The organism is Amycolatopsis sp. NPDC005003, from assembly GCF_053600695.1.
This window is the reverse complement of sequence record NZ_JBSGAI010000025.1, coordinates 88,552-103,222: the sequence shown is the minus strand read 5'-3', so window position 1 is coordinate 103,222 and position 14,671 is coordinate 88,552. Positions and strand designations below refer to the sequence as shown.

Sequence of the window (14,671 nt, the reverse complement as noted above, 5' to 3'; positions counted from 1 at the left end):
TTCAGGCCGCGATCAGGTCGCGCACCGGCTCGCCGAGCAGCAGGCGCTCCTGCAGCCGGCGCAGCGACGCGATCGTCGTGGTCTCGTCGACGGCGACGTCCGCCGCCGTCAGCACGGTTCCGGCGGGCACGTCCCGCAGGACGCGGGCGCCGCCGACCAGGCCGAGCGGCACGTGGCCCCCCGCCCGCGCGGCCTCGGCGGAATCGGTGATCCCGTAGACGGTCTCGCCGCCGATGCCGTCGATGAGCTCCCCGGCCACCAGGTCGCGTTTCGCCGTGGCGAGCACTTCCGCGTTCCACGCGATCGGGGCGAGGCTCGGCTTGCGGTCGAGCACCGCCTCCGCGACGGACAGCGGCGCCTCGACGCTGGCGAGGTGGTACGGCCGGTAGAACGTGTAGTACGGGCCGGGGCCCATCCCGAGGTAGGCCATCTCCTCGACGACGACGGGGTCGTCGGTGTGGCCGATCACGAACACGCCCGGCGCGACCGGGCCGGTGCAGTAGTCGACGACGCCGGTGTCGGTCAGCCGGCCGCCGTCGGCCTCCGGCCGGAAAACCGCGGACAGACTGTCCACAGTGGAGTGCGGGCCGGTCATGCCGCGGCGGGCCACCTTCAGGTCGGCCCCGTTGGCGAGCGCGGCCATTTCGATCATCGTCTTCGAGCCGTCGACGAAGCTGGCGAGCATGTGCGGGTTCATGCCTTTCGCCGCCGCGCGATCCGCCAGCGACGCGGGCGTGGCCGTGGGGTCGAGGGGGTTGTTCTTGCCCTTTCCGGCGCAGACGACCGAGAAGCCGATGTCGCGGGCGTAGTCCACGAGCGCCTTGCACTCGACGGGTTCGTCGCCGCGGCACACGGTGTAGACGCGGCCGAGCCCGGTGGCGAGCGTGGACAGCAGCAGGCCGATGGTGACGTCGCATTCGACGTTGAGCATCGCGACGTCCTTGCCGGCCAGCAGCCCGCTGAAGGCGACCTGGGCGCCGACCTCGGGAACGCCGCTCGCGTCCACGATGACGTCGATCGGCAGCCGGGTCAGGGCGAGAGCGTCGTCGACGACCACCGGCCTGCCCTGCGCCACGGCCACGGCCAGGTCGCCGCCGGTGACCACGTCGTGGCGGCCGGCCCGCTCGAAGGCGCGCACGCCGCGCTCGGGGGCGATGTCGGCGATGGCGGCGACCTCCATCCCGTCGATGCGGCCGGCCTGCGCGACGAACCCGACCCCCATCTGGCCCGCGCCCACCAGCCCGACCCGGACCGGCCGCCCCAGCTCCCGTTCGCGACCCCGCAGCCGATCGACGTAGCTCATCTCGACACCTTCCATCTGCACAAATGTGCATTTCATTTGCACTTCAGTGATTACTTGGTACCACGCGAACTCGTGTCCGCACAAGACTCGCAATCATTTGCACATTTGTGCGCACCACAGGAAAGAAGAAAGCCGGCTTTCTCCGGGCGGGTCGGAGAAAGCCGGCCAGTCGGGTGGTCTGCCGCGGCCGGTCGTGAGTGGTAAGGAGGGTTAGAACCCGAATTACCACTCACGAGAGCCGCGGCAGGGGTGTCAGGCGGCCACGCGTTGTCCCGCCGTCAGGCGGGAAACCATCTTCAGCGCTTCCTTCACGGCCTTCGCCGTCGCCTTCGACGGCGCCCGGTCTTCGACGGTGGCGACCGGGCCGAGCAGCTCGGGCCGTTCCCGGAACCGGGCGAACACCGAAGCGCCTTCCATCGCCAGCGCCCGCGTCACCAGGTTCTGCCGCCGGTCGACGACCAGCACCACCACCGCGCCGCGCAGCTTGCCCTTCGCCCGGCCGGTCACGAGCAGCACCCCGCGGCGGTTCTCCTCGGTGGCGACCGTGTTCACCACCTGCGAGTACCGCAGGTGCTGCCGGTAGCTCAGGTATCCCGCCACGACGAAGCCCGAGATCAGGAAGAGGGCGACCTGCCAGGTCATGACCGTCCTCCGCTCAGCGACAGCCTCGCCCCGGCCACGGGCAACGACACGGAGCCCCGGCCGTGCACCGCCCCCGGCAGCAGGGTCGTGCCCTCGTCCGGGTTGAGGTAGACGACGATGTGCCCGAGGGTGCGCAGGTTCTCGTCCGCCCGGTCACCGACCGCGATCAGCTCGATCTCCGCCTCGCCCAGGCGGAAGATGTCACCGACCCGCACCTCCCGCGAGGGCTGCGCGGCGGGCGCGTGGACGACGCTCACCTCTTCCAGCGCGTCGGGGATCGGGTCCGCATAGAAGATGACCACGCCACCGTCCACCATGTCCTGCGCTTCCGCGCCCGACCGCAGGATCGTGCTCTCGTAGTAAACCGTCATGTCCGCACCTCACTACAATCCGAAGCTCGCGGCCCAGGCGATGAGCACCGCGAGGGGAGCCGTGATCAACCGGCTGATCAGCACCGCGGGAGTGCCGACCGCGACCGTTTCCGGCTTCGCCTCGCCCAGCGCCAGGCCGACCGGGATGAAGTCGCAGCCGACCTGGCCGTTGATCGCGAACAGGGTCGGCAATGCATACTGCACCGGAAGCGCGCCGATGGCGATCTGGCTGCCCATCAAGGTGCCGACCACCTGGGCGATCGCCGCACCCGGTCCGAGGATCGGGGACAGGAACGGCAGCGACACCACGAGCGAGATCACGATCAGCCCGAGCGGGTTCGAAGCGATCGGCGACAGGACGTTGGCGATGCCCCGCGCGACCCCGGTGTAGTTCACGATGCCCAGCAACAGGCTGACGTAGGCCATGAACGGCAGGATCGTGGTCAGCGTCAGCTCGACCGTCTGCCGCCCGGCCGCCAGCATGGTGTTGACGAACGAGCCCACGCCGGACCCGAACTTCACGAACACCCCGGACACGGAGTTGAAAACCCGGCCGAAGCCGGTGGAATCGCCGCCGGTCACGGTCGCCGCGACCTCCCGCGCCGAGGGACGTTCGGCTCGGGGTGGCACCTTCGGTGGAGCGGTACCGGCCGCCGGACCGTCGCTTTCGGACTCCGTCACTTCGCCGACGCCCACCGCGGAGACGAACAGCTCCTCGGTGATGAACTTCGCCAGCGGCCCGCCCGGTGCGCCGGGGTAGACGTCCACGGTGGCGATGCCCTTGCGGGGGTAGACCCCGATCCGGGCGGTGCCACCGCAGTTGATCACCGCCGCCACCACCTCGTCGTCGGGCACCGTGGTGTGGAAGCCGTCGACCGCTTCCGCTCCGGTCAGCTCGGCGATCCGGGCCGCCACTGGGTGGATGCCGCCGCCGGTCACGGACATGACCTTGTTCCGCTTGCCCTCCACCCGCAACAGCAGGCCCTTGCCCCAGCCGCCGTTGCCGGGGCGGACGAACACCGCACGAGTCACTTCGGTCTCGGTCATTTCGCGCCCGCCTTCGCCGCCTCGAACTGCCGGTCGAAGTCCGCGAAGACCTCGGTGCGACCGGTGCGCTTGATCATGAACGCGGTGATCCGCTCGGTCACCACACCGCGGATGAAGATGACCACGATGCCGACCAGGAAGTACCGCAACGCCAGCGGAACCGTCGACAGGCCCAGCTGCGTGACACCGTTCGCCACGCCGAGCCAGACGAACAGCTCGCCGGCGTTGGCGTACGGGAAGAACGTGGTGACCGGGTGCACGAACGACACGGCCGAGTCGTAGAACGCGGGCTTGTGGCGTTCGGGCAGGAACCGGCCGAACGAGTAGGCCATCGGGTTGGTCAGCATCAGCACGGCCAGGATGGGCATGACCGTGTAGCGGGTGATCCACCACCGGGCCGACCACTGCACCGCCCTCGTGACCCGGTCCTCACCGATCAGCATGGTGAGCGCGTACATCGCGGTCAGCAGGACGACCAAAGTGGGCAGGATTCCGGTCACCAGGCCCACGAACTGCTTACCGGACGCGGTGAACAGCCCGATGAAGTGCGTTCCGATCCACTCGAGGACACCGAGGGGACCGGAACTGGACCCGGCGTCCGCCTGCTGCGCCATTACAGCAAGCTCCTCCATATTTTCCTCCTTGCTCGGCCCCCTGCGACGAACCGGTCGAGCATGATCTGCACATCTGTGCAGGTGCTCTTCACGTTTGACAGTGATGTGTGTAACATGCCGGTCCAGCGCATCACAAGACCTGCGACGAAGGAGCGACATGCCCGAGATCAAAGTCAGGATCGCGTCCCCGGTCGGCCTGCACGCCCGTCCGGCGAGCCGGTTCGTCAAGGCCGCCGCGAAGCACACCGGGACCGTGTCGATCGCCCGCCCGGGCACCGACCCGGTCGACGCGCGCAGCATGCTTTCCGTGCTGAGCCTGGCCATCGGGCACGGCGAGGAGGTCGTGATCAGCGCCGAGGGCGAAGGCGCCGAAGCCGTGCTCGCGGAACTGTCCGACCTGATGTCCACAGTGGACGCGTGATGCCGCCACCCCGTGAGCAGCAGCTGCTCGTCAAGGCGGCGCGGCTGTACTACGAGGAAGGCCGTTCGCAGCACCAGATCGCCGAAACGCTCGACGTGAGCCGGTCCAGCGTGTCGCGGATGCTGACCGCGGCGCGGGAACGCGGCATCGTCGAGATCCGCATCAACGATCCGGCCGGCCGGGACCTCGACCTCGAAGGCGAGCTGGTGGCCCGGTTCGGGCTGCGTGACGCCCGTGTGGCCGAGAGCCCCGCCGGCGACCGCCCGCTTCCGCGCGTGGGTGATCTCGGTGCTCGCTGGTTGCTGGACAACCTCCACTCCGGACAGCGGGTGGGCGTTTCCTGGGGCCGGACCGTGCAGGCGGTCGTCCAGCACATCCCCGACGACAGCGCCCGCGACGTCGAGGTGCTCCCGCTGGTCGGCGGGCTGTCGGCGGTGGACTCGGCGATCACCGGCGAGGAGCTCGTCCGCGACCTCGCCGGCCGGCTCGGCGGGCGGTTCCAGCGGCTGCACGCGCCCGCCCTCCTGACCTCCAAGGCGGGCCGGGACGTCCTGCTCGCCGAGCCGTCGATCGGCGACACCCTCGAGCAGTCGCGCCGGGTGCACGTCGCCGTCGTCGGCATCGGGAGCTTCGGCGCCGGGTCGTCCGCCACGCTCGTGAAGGCCCTCGAACTGACGCCGGACGAGCAAGCCGAGTTCGAAGGCAGCGGCCCGGTCGGGGACTGCTGCGCCCGGTTCTTCGACGCCGGGGGCAAGCCCGTGTCCGGCCCGGTGGACGACCGCGTCCTCGGGGTGACGCTCGCCGACCTCGGCGGGATCGGCCTGGTGGCCGGCGTCGCGGCGGGCACCGAAAAGACGCGGGGCACGCTGGGCGCCCTGCGCACCGGCGTCCTGGACGTCCTGATCTGCGACCGGGCACTCGCCCAGGCGCTGCTCGCCTGAGAGGGGACACATGTCGGAATCGAAGCTGTCCGGAGTGGCCGTGAGCCCGGGCCGGGCGAGCGGACCGGTCGTCCGGGTCGCCGAACCACTCGGCGAACCTCCGCGGGAACCGGCACCGGCGGACCCGGTGGCGGAGGCGGCCCGCATCGCGCCGGCCGCCCGGGTCGTCGCCGCCCGGCTCGAAGCACTCGCCGCGACCGCGACGAGCGAGATGGCCGACATCCTGGCGACGACGGCGATGATGACCACGGATCCGGCCCTGGTCGGCGCAGCCGAGCGGCTCGTCACCGCCGAGAACCTGCCCGCGCCGCGGGCGGTGTACGAGTCCGCCGGCAGCTTCACCCGGACCCTGGCCGCGGCCGGTGGGTACCTGGCGGAGCGCGTGCGCGACATCGAGGACGTCCGGGACCGCATCGTGGCGGAACTGTTCGGCGTCGCGCCCCCGGGCGTGCCGGACCTGTCCGCCCCGAGCGTGCTGATCGCCCGCGACCTGGCGCCGGCCGACACCGCCGGCCTCGATCCGGCCCAGGTCCTCGCCCTGGCCACCGAAGAGGGCGGCCCGACGAGTCACACCGCGATCCTCGCGCGGGCGCTGGGCATTCCCGCGGTCGTCGCCGTCCGCGGCCTGATGACGTGCGAAGCCGAAGCACTGCTCGTCGACGGCGAAACCGGCGTCGTCGAAGCCGCGGACCCCCGTGCGGCCGTGGTCACCGCGGAACGCCTTTCCGCAGCGGAATGGGACGGAACCGGCACGACGGCGGACGGGCACCGGGTGAAGGTGCTCGGCAACGTCGGTTCCGCCGCCGACGCCCGCGCTGCCGCGGCGGCGGGCGCCGAGGGCATCGGCCTGTTCCGCACCGAGTTCTGCTACCTCGGTGCCCACACCGAACCCACCGTCGCCGAGCAGCACGCGGCCTACACCCCGGTGCTCGAGCCGTTCGCCGGGAAACCCGTCATCGTGCGCACGCTCGACGCCGGCGCCGACAAGCCGCTGGCCTTCCTGTCACCCGAAGCCGAACCGAATCCCGCGCTGGGCGTGCGCGGGCTCCGCGTGGCTTTCGACCGGCCGGAGGTCCTGGACCGGCAGCTCGAAGCGATCGCGAAGGCCGCGCAGGACTCGGGGGCGGAGGTGTCGGTGATGGCGCCGATGGTGGCCACGGCGGCGGAGGCCGCTTGGTTCGCTTCCACCGCCCGCGCGGCCGGAATCGCCCGGGCAGGCGTCATGATCGAAATCCCGGCCGCGGCCCTGGCCGCCCGGGAGATCCTCGACGTCGTCGACTTCGTGTCGGTCGGCACCAACGACCTCGCGCAGTACACGTTCGCCGCGGACCGCCAGCTCGGCGCGGTCGCCTGCCTCAACGACCCGTGGCAGCCTGCCCTACTGCGCCTGCTGGAACTGGTGGGAGCGGCCGCGCGCGCCACCGGCAAGCCGGCCGGGGTCTGCGGCGAAGCCGCGGCCGACCCGCGCCTGGCCCGGGTACTGGCCGGGCTCGGGTTGACCAGCCTCTCGATGAACCCGTCCGCCATCCGTGGCGTCGGGGCGAGTCTCGCGGCCGTCACGTTCGCGGAGTGCGAGGCGAGTGCCGAGGCGGCGTTGGCCTGACCCGTTAGCCGGCAGCCGGCTCATCGTCCTCGAGCGCCGCCTGCAACGCCAGCAGGAGTGACCTCGCGGACACGATCACCGGCGCTTCCGCGCGCACCCGGTTGCCGCTGTCGTCGAGATCGACCCGGGCCAGGTGCGCGTGGCCCCCGATCACCGAAACGTTCAGCTCGACGGTCGGGGGCTCGGCGATGCTTTCCCCGGCTCCGGCGCTCGCGGCGATGTAGATGTCACGGATCATGCCGACCGATTCTGCCCGGCACGCGCGGCGTCTGCACCCGGCCTCGTCGACCGGGCGGTCGGTTCACGGCGTGAGGCCGAGACGACGGGCCTGGGCCACTGCCTCCATCCGGCCCCGGGCCCCGAACTTCGCCAGGATGTTCTTGACATGGCCCTTGACCGTGTACAGGCCGATGCCCAGCCGATCAGCGATCCCCTGGTTGGACAGCCCCGTGGACAGCAGCGCCAGCACGTCCGCCTCCCTGCCCGTCAGGTACGGCGCCGCCGCGCCCGACGCCGGCTCGACCAGCAAGCCGGCCGCGTCCAGCAACCGCGAGCGCAGCCGGAGGTCGCCGACCTCGCCGGCGAGAGCACGCAGATCCGCGTAGGCCTCCGCAGCCCGGGAGCGCCGGACGCCGTCCTCGGCAGCGTGCCGGTCACGCAGCCGCCAGAGAACTTCCGCGACGGCCAGATCCTGTTCGAGCGCGCGAGCTTCGTGCGAAACCGCGTCGAGCAGGCGCCCCATCTCACGCTGGCTGGCGCGCAGGGCCACGTAGAGCACCGCGACAGACCGCCGCGCCACGATGACCGGGGCCGCCGCCATCGCGCGCAACGACTCCGCCCGGATCACCTGGTCGTAGCGGTGCGTGATCGCCGGTGAACCGACGTAGTCCTGGATGGACAGTGCACGCTGCTGGTAGGCCACCCGGCCGCCGACCCCGTGCCCGGCGCCGAGCAGCACCCCGCGGAGCGGGCCGACGACCGGGCCGTCGAACGCGTTCAGCAGCACGCCCGACTCGGTGACCCGGCCGGGGAACGCCAGGCTCACTCCGGTGTAGATCGTCGCCGCATAGGGCGTTATACAGTCCTCGATGACGCATCGCGACTGCGCTGATCGGATGAACCGCTCGGAGCGCGCCGTCATGACCCCACAGCCGCGACATCCGTCCAGCGTGATACCACCCCACCCGCCCTCGCCTCAGGTGGCCGCACCACCTGCCGGCGCGGCCGACCTGCTGGCGCAGTGGATGAACGGCAAGAAGCTGGCAACCACCACCTCTACCCGCCCCGACCATGGCAGCGGCTTACGGTTCGCCTTCTACGGCCGCACCTCGACCACCCGCCACCAAGACCGCGTGTCGTCACAAGGGTGGCAACGCGACATGGCCGATGAGCTGGTCGCGGGCCACGGCCAGGTCGTCGCCACCTACTTCGACGCCGGCACCTCACGCCGCGTCCCATGGCGACAGCGAACACAGGCGGCCCAGCTCCTGACCGAGGCCTCAAGCCCGGAGTCCGCGATCGATGCGATCGTGGTCGGCGAGTACGAGCGCGCCTTCACCGGCACCCAGTTCGCCACCCTCTACACCTGGTGCAAACGCCACGGCCTCCAGCTGTGGCTACCCGAAACAGGAGGCCCGGTCGACCTCGACAACCGCGATCACCGGGCACTGTTGGCGCTGCTGGCCACCCAGTCGCAGCGCGAAGTTCTCCGCGCTCGCCACCGCGTCCTGGCCGCGATGCACAATCAGGTCACCCAGCAAGGCCGCTACCTCGGCGGGCGACCGCCCTACGGCTACCAGCTCGTCGACGCCGGCCCGCACCCCAACCCCGCCGACGCCCGCTGGGGCCGACGGCTCCAGCGCCTCGCTCCCGATCCCCGAACCGCGCCGCACGTGGCATGGATGTTCCGCCAGCGTCTCGCCGGGCACAGCGTCGCCAGCATCGCCCGACACCTCAACGAACGCGGTATCCCCTGCCCGTCCAGCGCCGATCCAGACCGCAACCGCCACCGAACCCGCGACGCCTGGACCCTACGCACCGTCGCCGTCATCCTGGCGAATCCGCGTTACACCGGCCGCCAGGCCTGGAACCGCCGGGCCACCGGCACCGACGGCCCAGCCTGCACGCCCGCGCTGTCGGCGAAGGCTGCCCATCCGGCGCTGATCACGGAGCAGGACTTCGTCGCCGCCCAGCAAGTCCGAGCGCCGCGCCCCGCTGGCGACGATCAGACTCGCCGATTCGCCCTCGCCGGGCTCATCCACTGCGGCGTTTGCAACCGGCGGCTGGACTCGCACTGGAACCACGGGCGACCGACGTACCGCTGCCGTCACGGCTACACCAGCACGCAACGCGCGGGCCAGCCTCGACTGAAGACGCTCTACATCCGCGAGGACCACCTCGTCGACGAGATCCATATCCGGATCGGAGATCAAGACGGTGGCGGTCACGTCGCGCTGGATTCCGCTCGGACACGAAGCAGCCGCATCGCGACAGCACTACGAGGTTCGGGACAATTCATCGTCTACGACAGCGCCGGATGGCGACTGGAAAAGATCGATTCAAGCTAAGCTATGACCGTCCCAGCTTCAAGATCGCGTTTCGCGATCCGTGGGGTAATACTGTGTCCGAGGGGGGACTTGAACCCCCACGCCCGTTAAGGGCACTAGCACCTCAAGCTAGCGCGTCTGCCATTCCGCCACTCGGACCTGCTGAAGAAAGAGTATACGGCCGCCCCGGGCGGTCGTTCAGGGGGGTGTGGATCCGGGCTCCGCGGGCGTCTGGCATGATCGGCGGTTTTCGGCCCTCTGCATCGATCCAGAGGTCCGTGGCCAGCCGGGCAGGCGGCGGAAGACGCTGCGAAACGCCGTTGCTCATACGGTTTACAAGACCGTCCTCTGTTCCTAGGATTCGCCGGGCAAGCCAGCGCGTTCTCAGCGCCCTCAGGACCTGGAGGTTCCGGTATGGCGCTCGCCGGCCGGCCGGATGATGACATCTCCGTCGATGAGCTGCTTCGGGAAACCGGGGCCATGCCCCGGTCGCTCGGGGCCTATGTCCCCCTCACGCGGACGCCGGACGATCGCACCGGTGCCGGCTACCGGGAACGGCTCGAGCAGCGGGCCAAGGAGGCCGCCGCCGCTCAGCAGCGTGCCGGGCGGCGGATTCGGTGGGTTTCCGCCCTCTGCGGGGGCCTTGTCGTCGTCGGGAGCCTGGTGATCATCGCCGTCACCTCGGAAAGCTCTCCCGGGCGGCAGGCCGCCCTGCCGCCCGATCCGCTCGCTCCCGCCACCACTTCGCGGACCACTGGCACCACGCAAGCGCCCAGCCCCACGCCGGTTCCCACCGTGATCCGGCAGACGTCGTCCGCCGCCGCGTCGCCCGGTTCGTCCGCCGCGCCCACGACCTCCGCCAGCAGCCAGAGCCAGGCCGCTCCTCCGCCGCCGCCCGCTCCCGTTGCCGCGTGCTCGGTGCGCTACGCCGTCACCGACCAGTGGCCCAACGGCTTCACCGCCAACGTCTACGTCACCAACACCGGCAACCAGACGCTCAACCCCTGGACCGCCACCTGGAACTTCACCGCCGGGCAGCAGGTCACCCACAGCTGGAACGGCGACTTCTCCCAGAGCGGTTCGCGGGTCACCATGAAAGCGGTTTCCTACAACCTGAGCATGGCTCCGGGCACGACGATCGACATCGGCTTCAACGGCTCCTTCGGCCGCGACAACCCCGCCGCCGTCGGGTTCACCCTCAACGGCGCCCGCTGCACGACGACCTAACCCAGCACCTCGCGCATGAAGCCCACCAGCCAGTGCTGGGCCGGGCTGCGGGCGTGCGTGTGCCGCGTGTACACCGACACCTGGGCCGGCTCGACCTCGAGCGGGAGCTCGAACAGCCGGACCCGGTGCTCGGCGGCGAACATCTCCGCCACCAGCCGCGGGACCATCGCCACCAGCTCGCCGTCCTGCACCAGGTACGGCAGCGCCGCGAAGCGCGTCACCTCGAGGACCACGCGGTCGAGCAGGCCGCACGCCTCCAGCGCGCGGCGCGGGCCGTCGTGGCCGGTCGGGCCGAACACCGTCACGTGGCGCTCCGCCGCCAGTTCGCCGAACGACACCGACGCCCCGAGCCGCGGGTGGCCGGCCGCCACCATGCCCAGGTAGCCCTCGGAAAACAGCGGGATCCGGGCGACGCGCTGGGAGCTGATCAGCGAGGACGCGATGAACGCGTCGACCTCGCCGCGGCCGAGCTGGTCGGCCGCGCGGTCGACGTCCAGCGGCCGGACGGTCAGCGTCACCCCGGGAGCCCGCGAAGGCAGCGCCGCCATCAGGCGCGGCAACAGCGAGATCTCCCCCAGGTCCGACAGGGACAGCGTGAACGCCGCCCGCGCCGTCGACGGCGAGAACGACTTCGCCCCGCTGACCGCCGTCTCGATCTCCGACAGCGCACTGTGCAGGGGTTCGTACAACGCGCGGGCCGTCGTCGTCGGCACCAGGCCGCCGCCGGTGCGGCGGAACAGCTCGTCGGCGAACCGGCGCCGCAGCTTCTGCAGGCTGTAGCTGATCGTCGGCTGCGTGACGTGCAGGGACTCCGCCGTCGCGGTCACGCTGCGGGTTTCGTACAGCAGCACGAACGTGCGCACCAGGTTCAGGTCGAAGTCCGGCATCATCGATCTCCTCTATGAAGCAGCGAGGCAACATCTATTGGAACACAGGCGCGGCGCTTCATAGGGTCCGTCCATGCCCACCGCCCGCCGCCTCGCCCACGAATTCCTGGACCGCCGTGGCCTGACCACGATCTTCGGCAACCCCGGCTCCAACGAGCTGCCGTTCCTCGCCGGGCTGCCGGAGAACTTCCGGTACGTCCTCGGCCTGCACGAAGGCGCCGTCGTCGGGATGGCCGACGGCTACGCCCAGGTGACCGGCCGCCCGGTGCTGGTCAACCTGCACGCCGCCGCCGGCTCGGGCAACGCGATGGGCGCGCTCACCAACGCCGTCTACTCGCGCTCTCCCCTGGTGCTGACCGCCGGCCAGCAGGTCCGGACGGCGATCGGGCTGGAGGCGATGCTCGCGAACGTCGACGCGACGCAGCTGATGCGGCCCCTGGTCGGCTGGTCCGGCGAGCCGAGCTGTGCCGCGGACGTCCCGCGGTCGCTCGCGCAGGCGGTGTTCGAGGCCGAGCTGCACCGGCGCCCGAGCTACCTCTCGGTGCCCTACGACGACTGGGCCGTGGAGCTGGCCGAGACGGCGACGCTCGACCGGCACGTCCAAAAAGGCCTCGTTCCCAGCGAAGCCCAGCTCGACGCCCTCGCCACGAGCGTCGCCGCGGCGAAGAACCCGGCGCTGGTGCTCGGCGGCGACATCGACGCCACCGGGCTCTTCGACCGGGCCGTCGCCCTGGCCGAGCACCTCGGCCTGCCGACCTGGGTGGCACCGTCGCCGCACCGGCTCCCCTTCCCCAACCGGCACCTGCTCTTCCGCGGCGTGCTGCCCGCCGGCATCGCGCCGGTGTCGGCCGCGCTGACCGGGCACGACCTCGTACTGGTGCTCGGCGCGCCGGTCTTCCGCTACCACCAGCACGTCCCCGGCGCGTACCTGCCCGAGGGCACCCGGCTGATCCAGGTCACCGACGACTTCGGCGCCGCCACCCGCGCGCCGATGGGCGAGGCGCTGGTCGCCGACCCCGCGCCGGTGATCGAGGCGCTGCTGAAGAAGATCCCCGCCCAAGAGACACAACGCGGTTACGTCGAAAACCCGGCACCCAGGACCGGCGAAGAAGCGCTGCACCCGGAGCAGGTGTTCGCCGCCCTGCGCGACACCCAGCCCACCGACACGCGCTACGTCGTCGAGTCGACGTCGACGAACTCGGCCTGGTGGCGGCAGATGGACCTGCGCCACGAGGGCTCGTACTTCTTCCCGGCCGCCGGCGGGCTCGGCTTCGGCCCGCCCGCCGCGGTCGGCGTCGCGATGGGCAGCCCGGACCGCCCGGTGGTCGGCGTCATCGGCGACGGCTCGGCCAACTACGGCATCACGGCGCTGTGGTCCGCCGCGCACTACCGCGTGCCGGTCACCTTCGTGATCCTGCGCAACGGCGTCTACGGCGCCCTGCGGTGGTTCGGCGAGCTGCTCGGGACGCCGGACGTGCCCGGCACGGAGATCCCCGGGCTCGATTTCACGGCCATCGCGGCGGGCTACGGCGTCGAAGCCACCACCGCCCGCGACGAAGACGACTTGCGCACCCAGCTCAAGGCGACCCCGGACGGCCCCCGGCTGATCCAGGTCGACACCGAACCGACCACACCGGAGTGATCATGCTGGAGAACGAATTCCGAAGCGGCAGCGGCGGGACCCACCAGGTCGTCGAGCCGGCCACCGGGAACGTGCTGGGCCGCGTGGGCATCGCGACGCCGGACGACGTCGCCGAAGCCGCTGCCGCCGCCGCGAAGGCCCAGCGCGACTGGGCCCGGCGCAAGCCCGCCGAACGCGCCGCGGTGCTGCGCCGCGCCGGCGAGCTGTGGGAGACGCACGCCGCCGAGGTGCAGGACTGGATCGTCCGGGAGGCCGGTTCGACCCGGCCCAAGGCCGGGATCGAGACCGAAATGGCGGCCGGGATCTGCTTCGAAGCCGCGGCGCTGCCCACCCACCCGCTCGGCGAGGTGCTGAGCACCGGCGAACCCCGCTGGTCGCTGGCCCGGCGGGTGCCGGCCGGGGTGGTTTCGGTGATCTCGCCGTTCAACTTCCCGCTGATCCTGGCCATCCGCTCGGTCGCCCCGGCGCTCGCGCTCGGCAACGCCGTGCTGCTCAAGCCCGACCTGCGCACGGCGGTGTCCGGCGGGGTGAGCATCCTGCGCGTGTTCGAGGAGGCCGGCCTGCCCGAAGGCCTGTTGCACCTGCTGCCCGGCGACGCGGCCGTCGGCGCTGCGGTGGTCGACGCGCCGGAGGTGTCGGTGGTGTCGTTCACCGGCTCCACCGCGGCCGGGCGGCAGGTCGGCGAGGCCGCCGCGCGCTCGCTCAAGCGCGTGCACCTGGAGCTGGGCGGGAACAACGCGCTGGTCGTGCTGCCGGGCGCCGACGTCGCCAAGGCGGCGTCGGCCGGCGCGTTCGGCTCGTTCCTGCACCAGGGCCAGATCTGCATGACCACCGGCCGCCACCTCGTCCACGAGTCCCAGGTGGACGAATACGTCGAAGCCCTCGCGGAGAAGGCGCGGCGGCTGCCGGTCGGGAACCCGGCCGAGGGTGACGTCGCGCTCGGGCCGATCATCGACGACCGCCAGCTCGCGCACGTCACCGACGTCGTCGACCGCAGCGTCGCGGCCGGCGCCCAGGTGCTCGCGGGCGGGAAGCCCGACGCGCCGTACTACCCGCCCACCGTCCTCTTCGGACTCGACGACACCAGCCCGGCCTGGCGCGAGGAGATCTTCGGCCCGGTGGCGCCGGTGCGCGCCTACCGCGACCTCGACGAGGCCGCCCGGCTGGTCAACGACTCCGCGTACGGCCTGTCGGTCGGCATCCTCGGCGACGTCGGCACCGCGATGAAGCTGGCCGAGGAGGTCCGCTCGGGCAAGGTGCACATCAACGAGCAGACCGTCGGCGACGAGCCGACCGCGCCCTTCGGCGGTGTCGGCGACTCCGGCAACGGCTCCCGCTTCGGCGGGGCGAAGGCCAACATCGAGGCCTTCACCGAGACGCAGTGGCTCACCGTCCGCGCGGACATCGCGAACTACCCGTTCTGAGGA

Annotated in this window: 15 protein-coding genes and 1 tRNA gene; 7 read left to right on the top strand and 9 right to left on the bottom strand. The window is 71.3% G+C overall.

Annotated elements, in window-relative coordinates; all coding sequences use genetic code 11:
- Position 1 precedes the first annotated feature (1 nt).
- The 5 genes from ACWED2_RS27415 to srlA form a co-directional block, all read right to left on the bottom strand.
- Positions 2-1,303, bottom strand: coding sequence for an NAD(P)H-dependent oxidoreductase (locus tag ACWED2_RS27415; protein WP_449693358.1), 1,302 nt, complete (start codon positions 1,301-1,303; stop codon positions 2-4).
- Between the two features lie 252 nt (positions 1,304-1,555).
- Entirely contained in the window at positions 1,556-1,945 is a 390-nt protein-coding gene (locus ACWED2_RS27410) for a transcriptional regulator GutM (RefSeq protein WP_449693357.1), read from the bottom strand.
- The gene (locus ACWED2_RS27405) at positions 1,942-2,316 is read right to left on the bottom strand and encodes a PTS glucitol/sorbitol transporter subunit IIA (protein WP_449693356.1); all 375 of its coding nucleotides are present in this window, start codon (positions 2,314-2,316) and stop codon (positions 1,942-1,944) included. Before ACWED2_RS27405 ends, ACWED2_RS27410 begins: the two co-directional genes overlap by 4 nt.
- Before the next feature lie 12 nt (positions 2,317-2,328).
- Complete coding sequence (gene srlE / locus ACWED2_RS27400) at positions 2,329-3,363, bottom strand: PTS glucitol/sorbitol transporter subunit IIB (RefSeq protein WP_449693355.1); 1,035 nt, start codon at positions 3,361-3,363, stop codon at positions 2,329-2,331.
- Positions 3,360-3,995, bottom strand: coding sequence for a PTS glucitol/sorbitol transporter subunit IIC (gene srlA / locus ACWED2_RS27395; protein ID WP_449693354.1), 636 nt, complete (start codon positions 3,993-3,995; stop codon positions 3,360-3,362). Before srlA ends, srlE begins: the two co-directional genes overlap by 4 nt.
- A gap of 139 nt (positions 3,996-4,134) precedes the next feature.
- Between srlA and ACWED2_RS27390 the strand changes: the two genes are divergently transcribed.
- The 3 genes from ACWED2_RS27390 to ptsP are packed head-to-tail and all read left to right on the top strand — an operon-like array spanning position 4,135 to position 6,942.
- Positions 4,135-4,398: an HPr family phosphocarrier protein gene (locus ACWED2_RS27390; RefSeq protein WP_449693353.1), complete on the top strand. Its 264-nt coding sequence runs from the start codon at positions 4,135-4,137 to the stop codon at positions 4,396-4,398.
- Positions 4,398-5,339, top strand: coding sequence for a sugar-binding transcriptional regulator (locus ACWED2_RS27385; RefSeq protein WP_449693406.1), 942 nt, complete (start codon positions 4,398-4,400; stop codon positions 5,337-5,339). Before ACWED2_RS27390 ends, ACWED2_RS27385 begins: the two co-directional genes overlap by 1 nt.
- Positions 5,340-5,349: 10 nt before the next feature.
- Positions 5,350-6,942, top strand: a complete 1,593-nt coding sequence (ptsP, locus tag ACWED2_RS27380) for a phosphoenolpyruvate--protein phosphotransferase (protein WP_449693352.1) — start codon at positions 5,350-5,352, stop codon at positions 6,940-6,942.
- Between the two features lie 4 nt (positions 6,943-6,946).
- Here ptsP and ACWED2_RS27375 read toward each other — a convergent pair whose 3' ends face one another.
- Both ACWED2_RS27375 and ACWED2_RS27370 read right to left on the bottom strand, forming a co-directional pair.
- Positions 6,947-7,180 (bottom strand): hypothetical protein, encoded by a 234-nt coding sequence (locus ACWED2_RS27375; protein WP_449693351.1) that lies wholly within the window; start codon positions 7,178-7,180, stop codon positions 6,947-6,949.
- A gap of 63 nt (positions 7,181-7,243) precedes the next feature.
- The gene (locus tag ACWED2_RS27370; RefSeq protein ID WP_449693350.1) at positions 7,244-8,083 is read right to left on the bottom strand and encodes a LuxR C-terminal-related transcriptional regulator; all 840 of its coding nucleotides are present in this window, start codon (positions 8,081-8,083) and stop codon (positions 7,244-7,246) included.
- Between the two features lie 58 nt (positions 8,084-8,141).
- On the opposite strand from ACWED2_RS27370, the gene ACWED2_RS27365 reads away from it, so the two are divergent.
- Positions 8,142-9,509 (top strand): recombinase family protein, encoded by a 1,368-nt coding sequence (locus tag ACWED2_RS27365; RefSeq protein ID WP_449693349.1) that lies wholly within the window; start codon positions 8,142-8,144, stop codon positions 9,507-9,509.
- A 54-nt stretch (positions 9,510-9,563) separates the two neighbouring features.
- Here ACWED2_RS27365 and ACWED2_RS27360 read toward each other — a convergent pair.
- A tRNA-Leu gene (locus tag ACWED2_RS27360) sits at positions 9,564-9,647 on the bottom strand.
- Between the two features lie 255 nt (positions 9,648-9,902).
- On the opposite strand from ACWED2_RS27360, the gene ACWED2_RS27355 reads away from it, so the two are divergent.
- Positions 9,903-10,715 (top strand): cellulose-binding domain-containing protein, encoded by an 813-nt coding sequence (locus ACWED2_RS27355; RefSeq protein WP_449693348.1) that lies wholly within the window; start codon positions 9,903-9,905, stop codon positions 10,713-10,715.
- Here ACWED2_RS27355 and ACWED2_RS27350 read toward each other — a convergent pair.
- Positions 10,712-11,602: a LysR family transcriptional regulator gene (locus tag ACWED2_RS27350; RefSeq protein ID WP_449693347.1), complete on the bottom strand. Its 891-nt coding sequence runs from the start codon at positions 11,600-11,602 to the stop codon at positions 10,712-10,714. The two genes, ACWED2_RS27355 and ACWED2_RS27350, sit on opposite strands and share 4 nt — an antisense overlap.
- 73 nt (positions 11,603-11,675) lie before the next feature.
- On the opposite strand from ACWED2_RS27350, the gene mdlC reads away from it, so the two are divergent.
- The gene (gene mdlC / locus ACWED2_RS27345) at positions 11,676-13,244 is read left to right on the top strand and encodes a benzoylformate decarboxylase (protein WP_449693346.1); all 1,569 of its coding nucleotides are present in this window, start codon (positions 11,676-11,678) and stop codon (positions 13,242-13,244) included.
- A 2-nt stretch (positions 13,245-13,246) separates the two neighbouring features.
- Positions 13,247-14,668 carry a benzaldehyde dehydrogenase gene (locus ACWED2_RS27340; RefSeq protein ID WP_449693345.1) on the top strand — a complete coding sequence of 474 codons (1,422 nt, stop codon included), beginning with the start codon at positions 13,247-13,249 and terminating at the stop codon, positions 14,666-14,668.
- Positions 14,669-14,671: the final 3 nt, after the last annotated feature.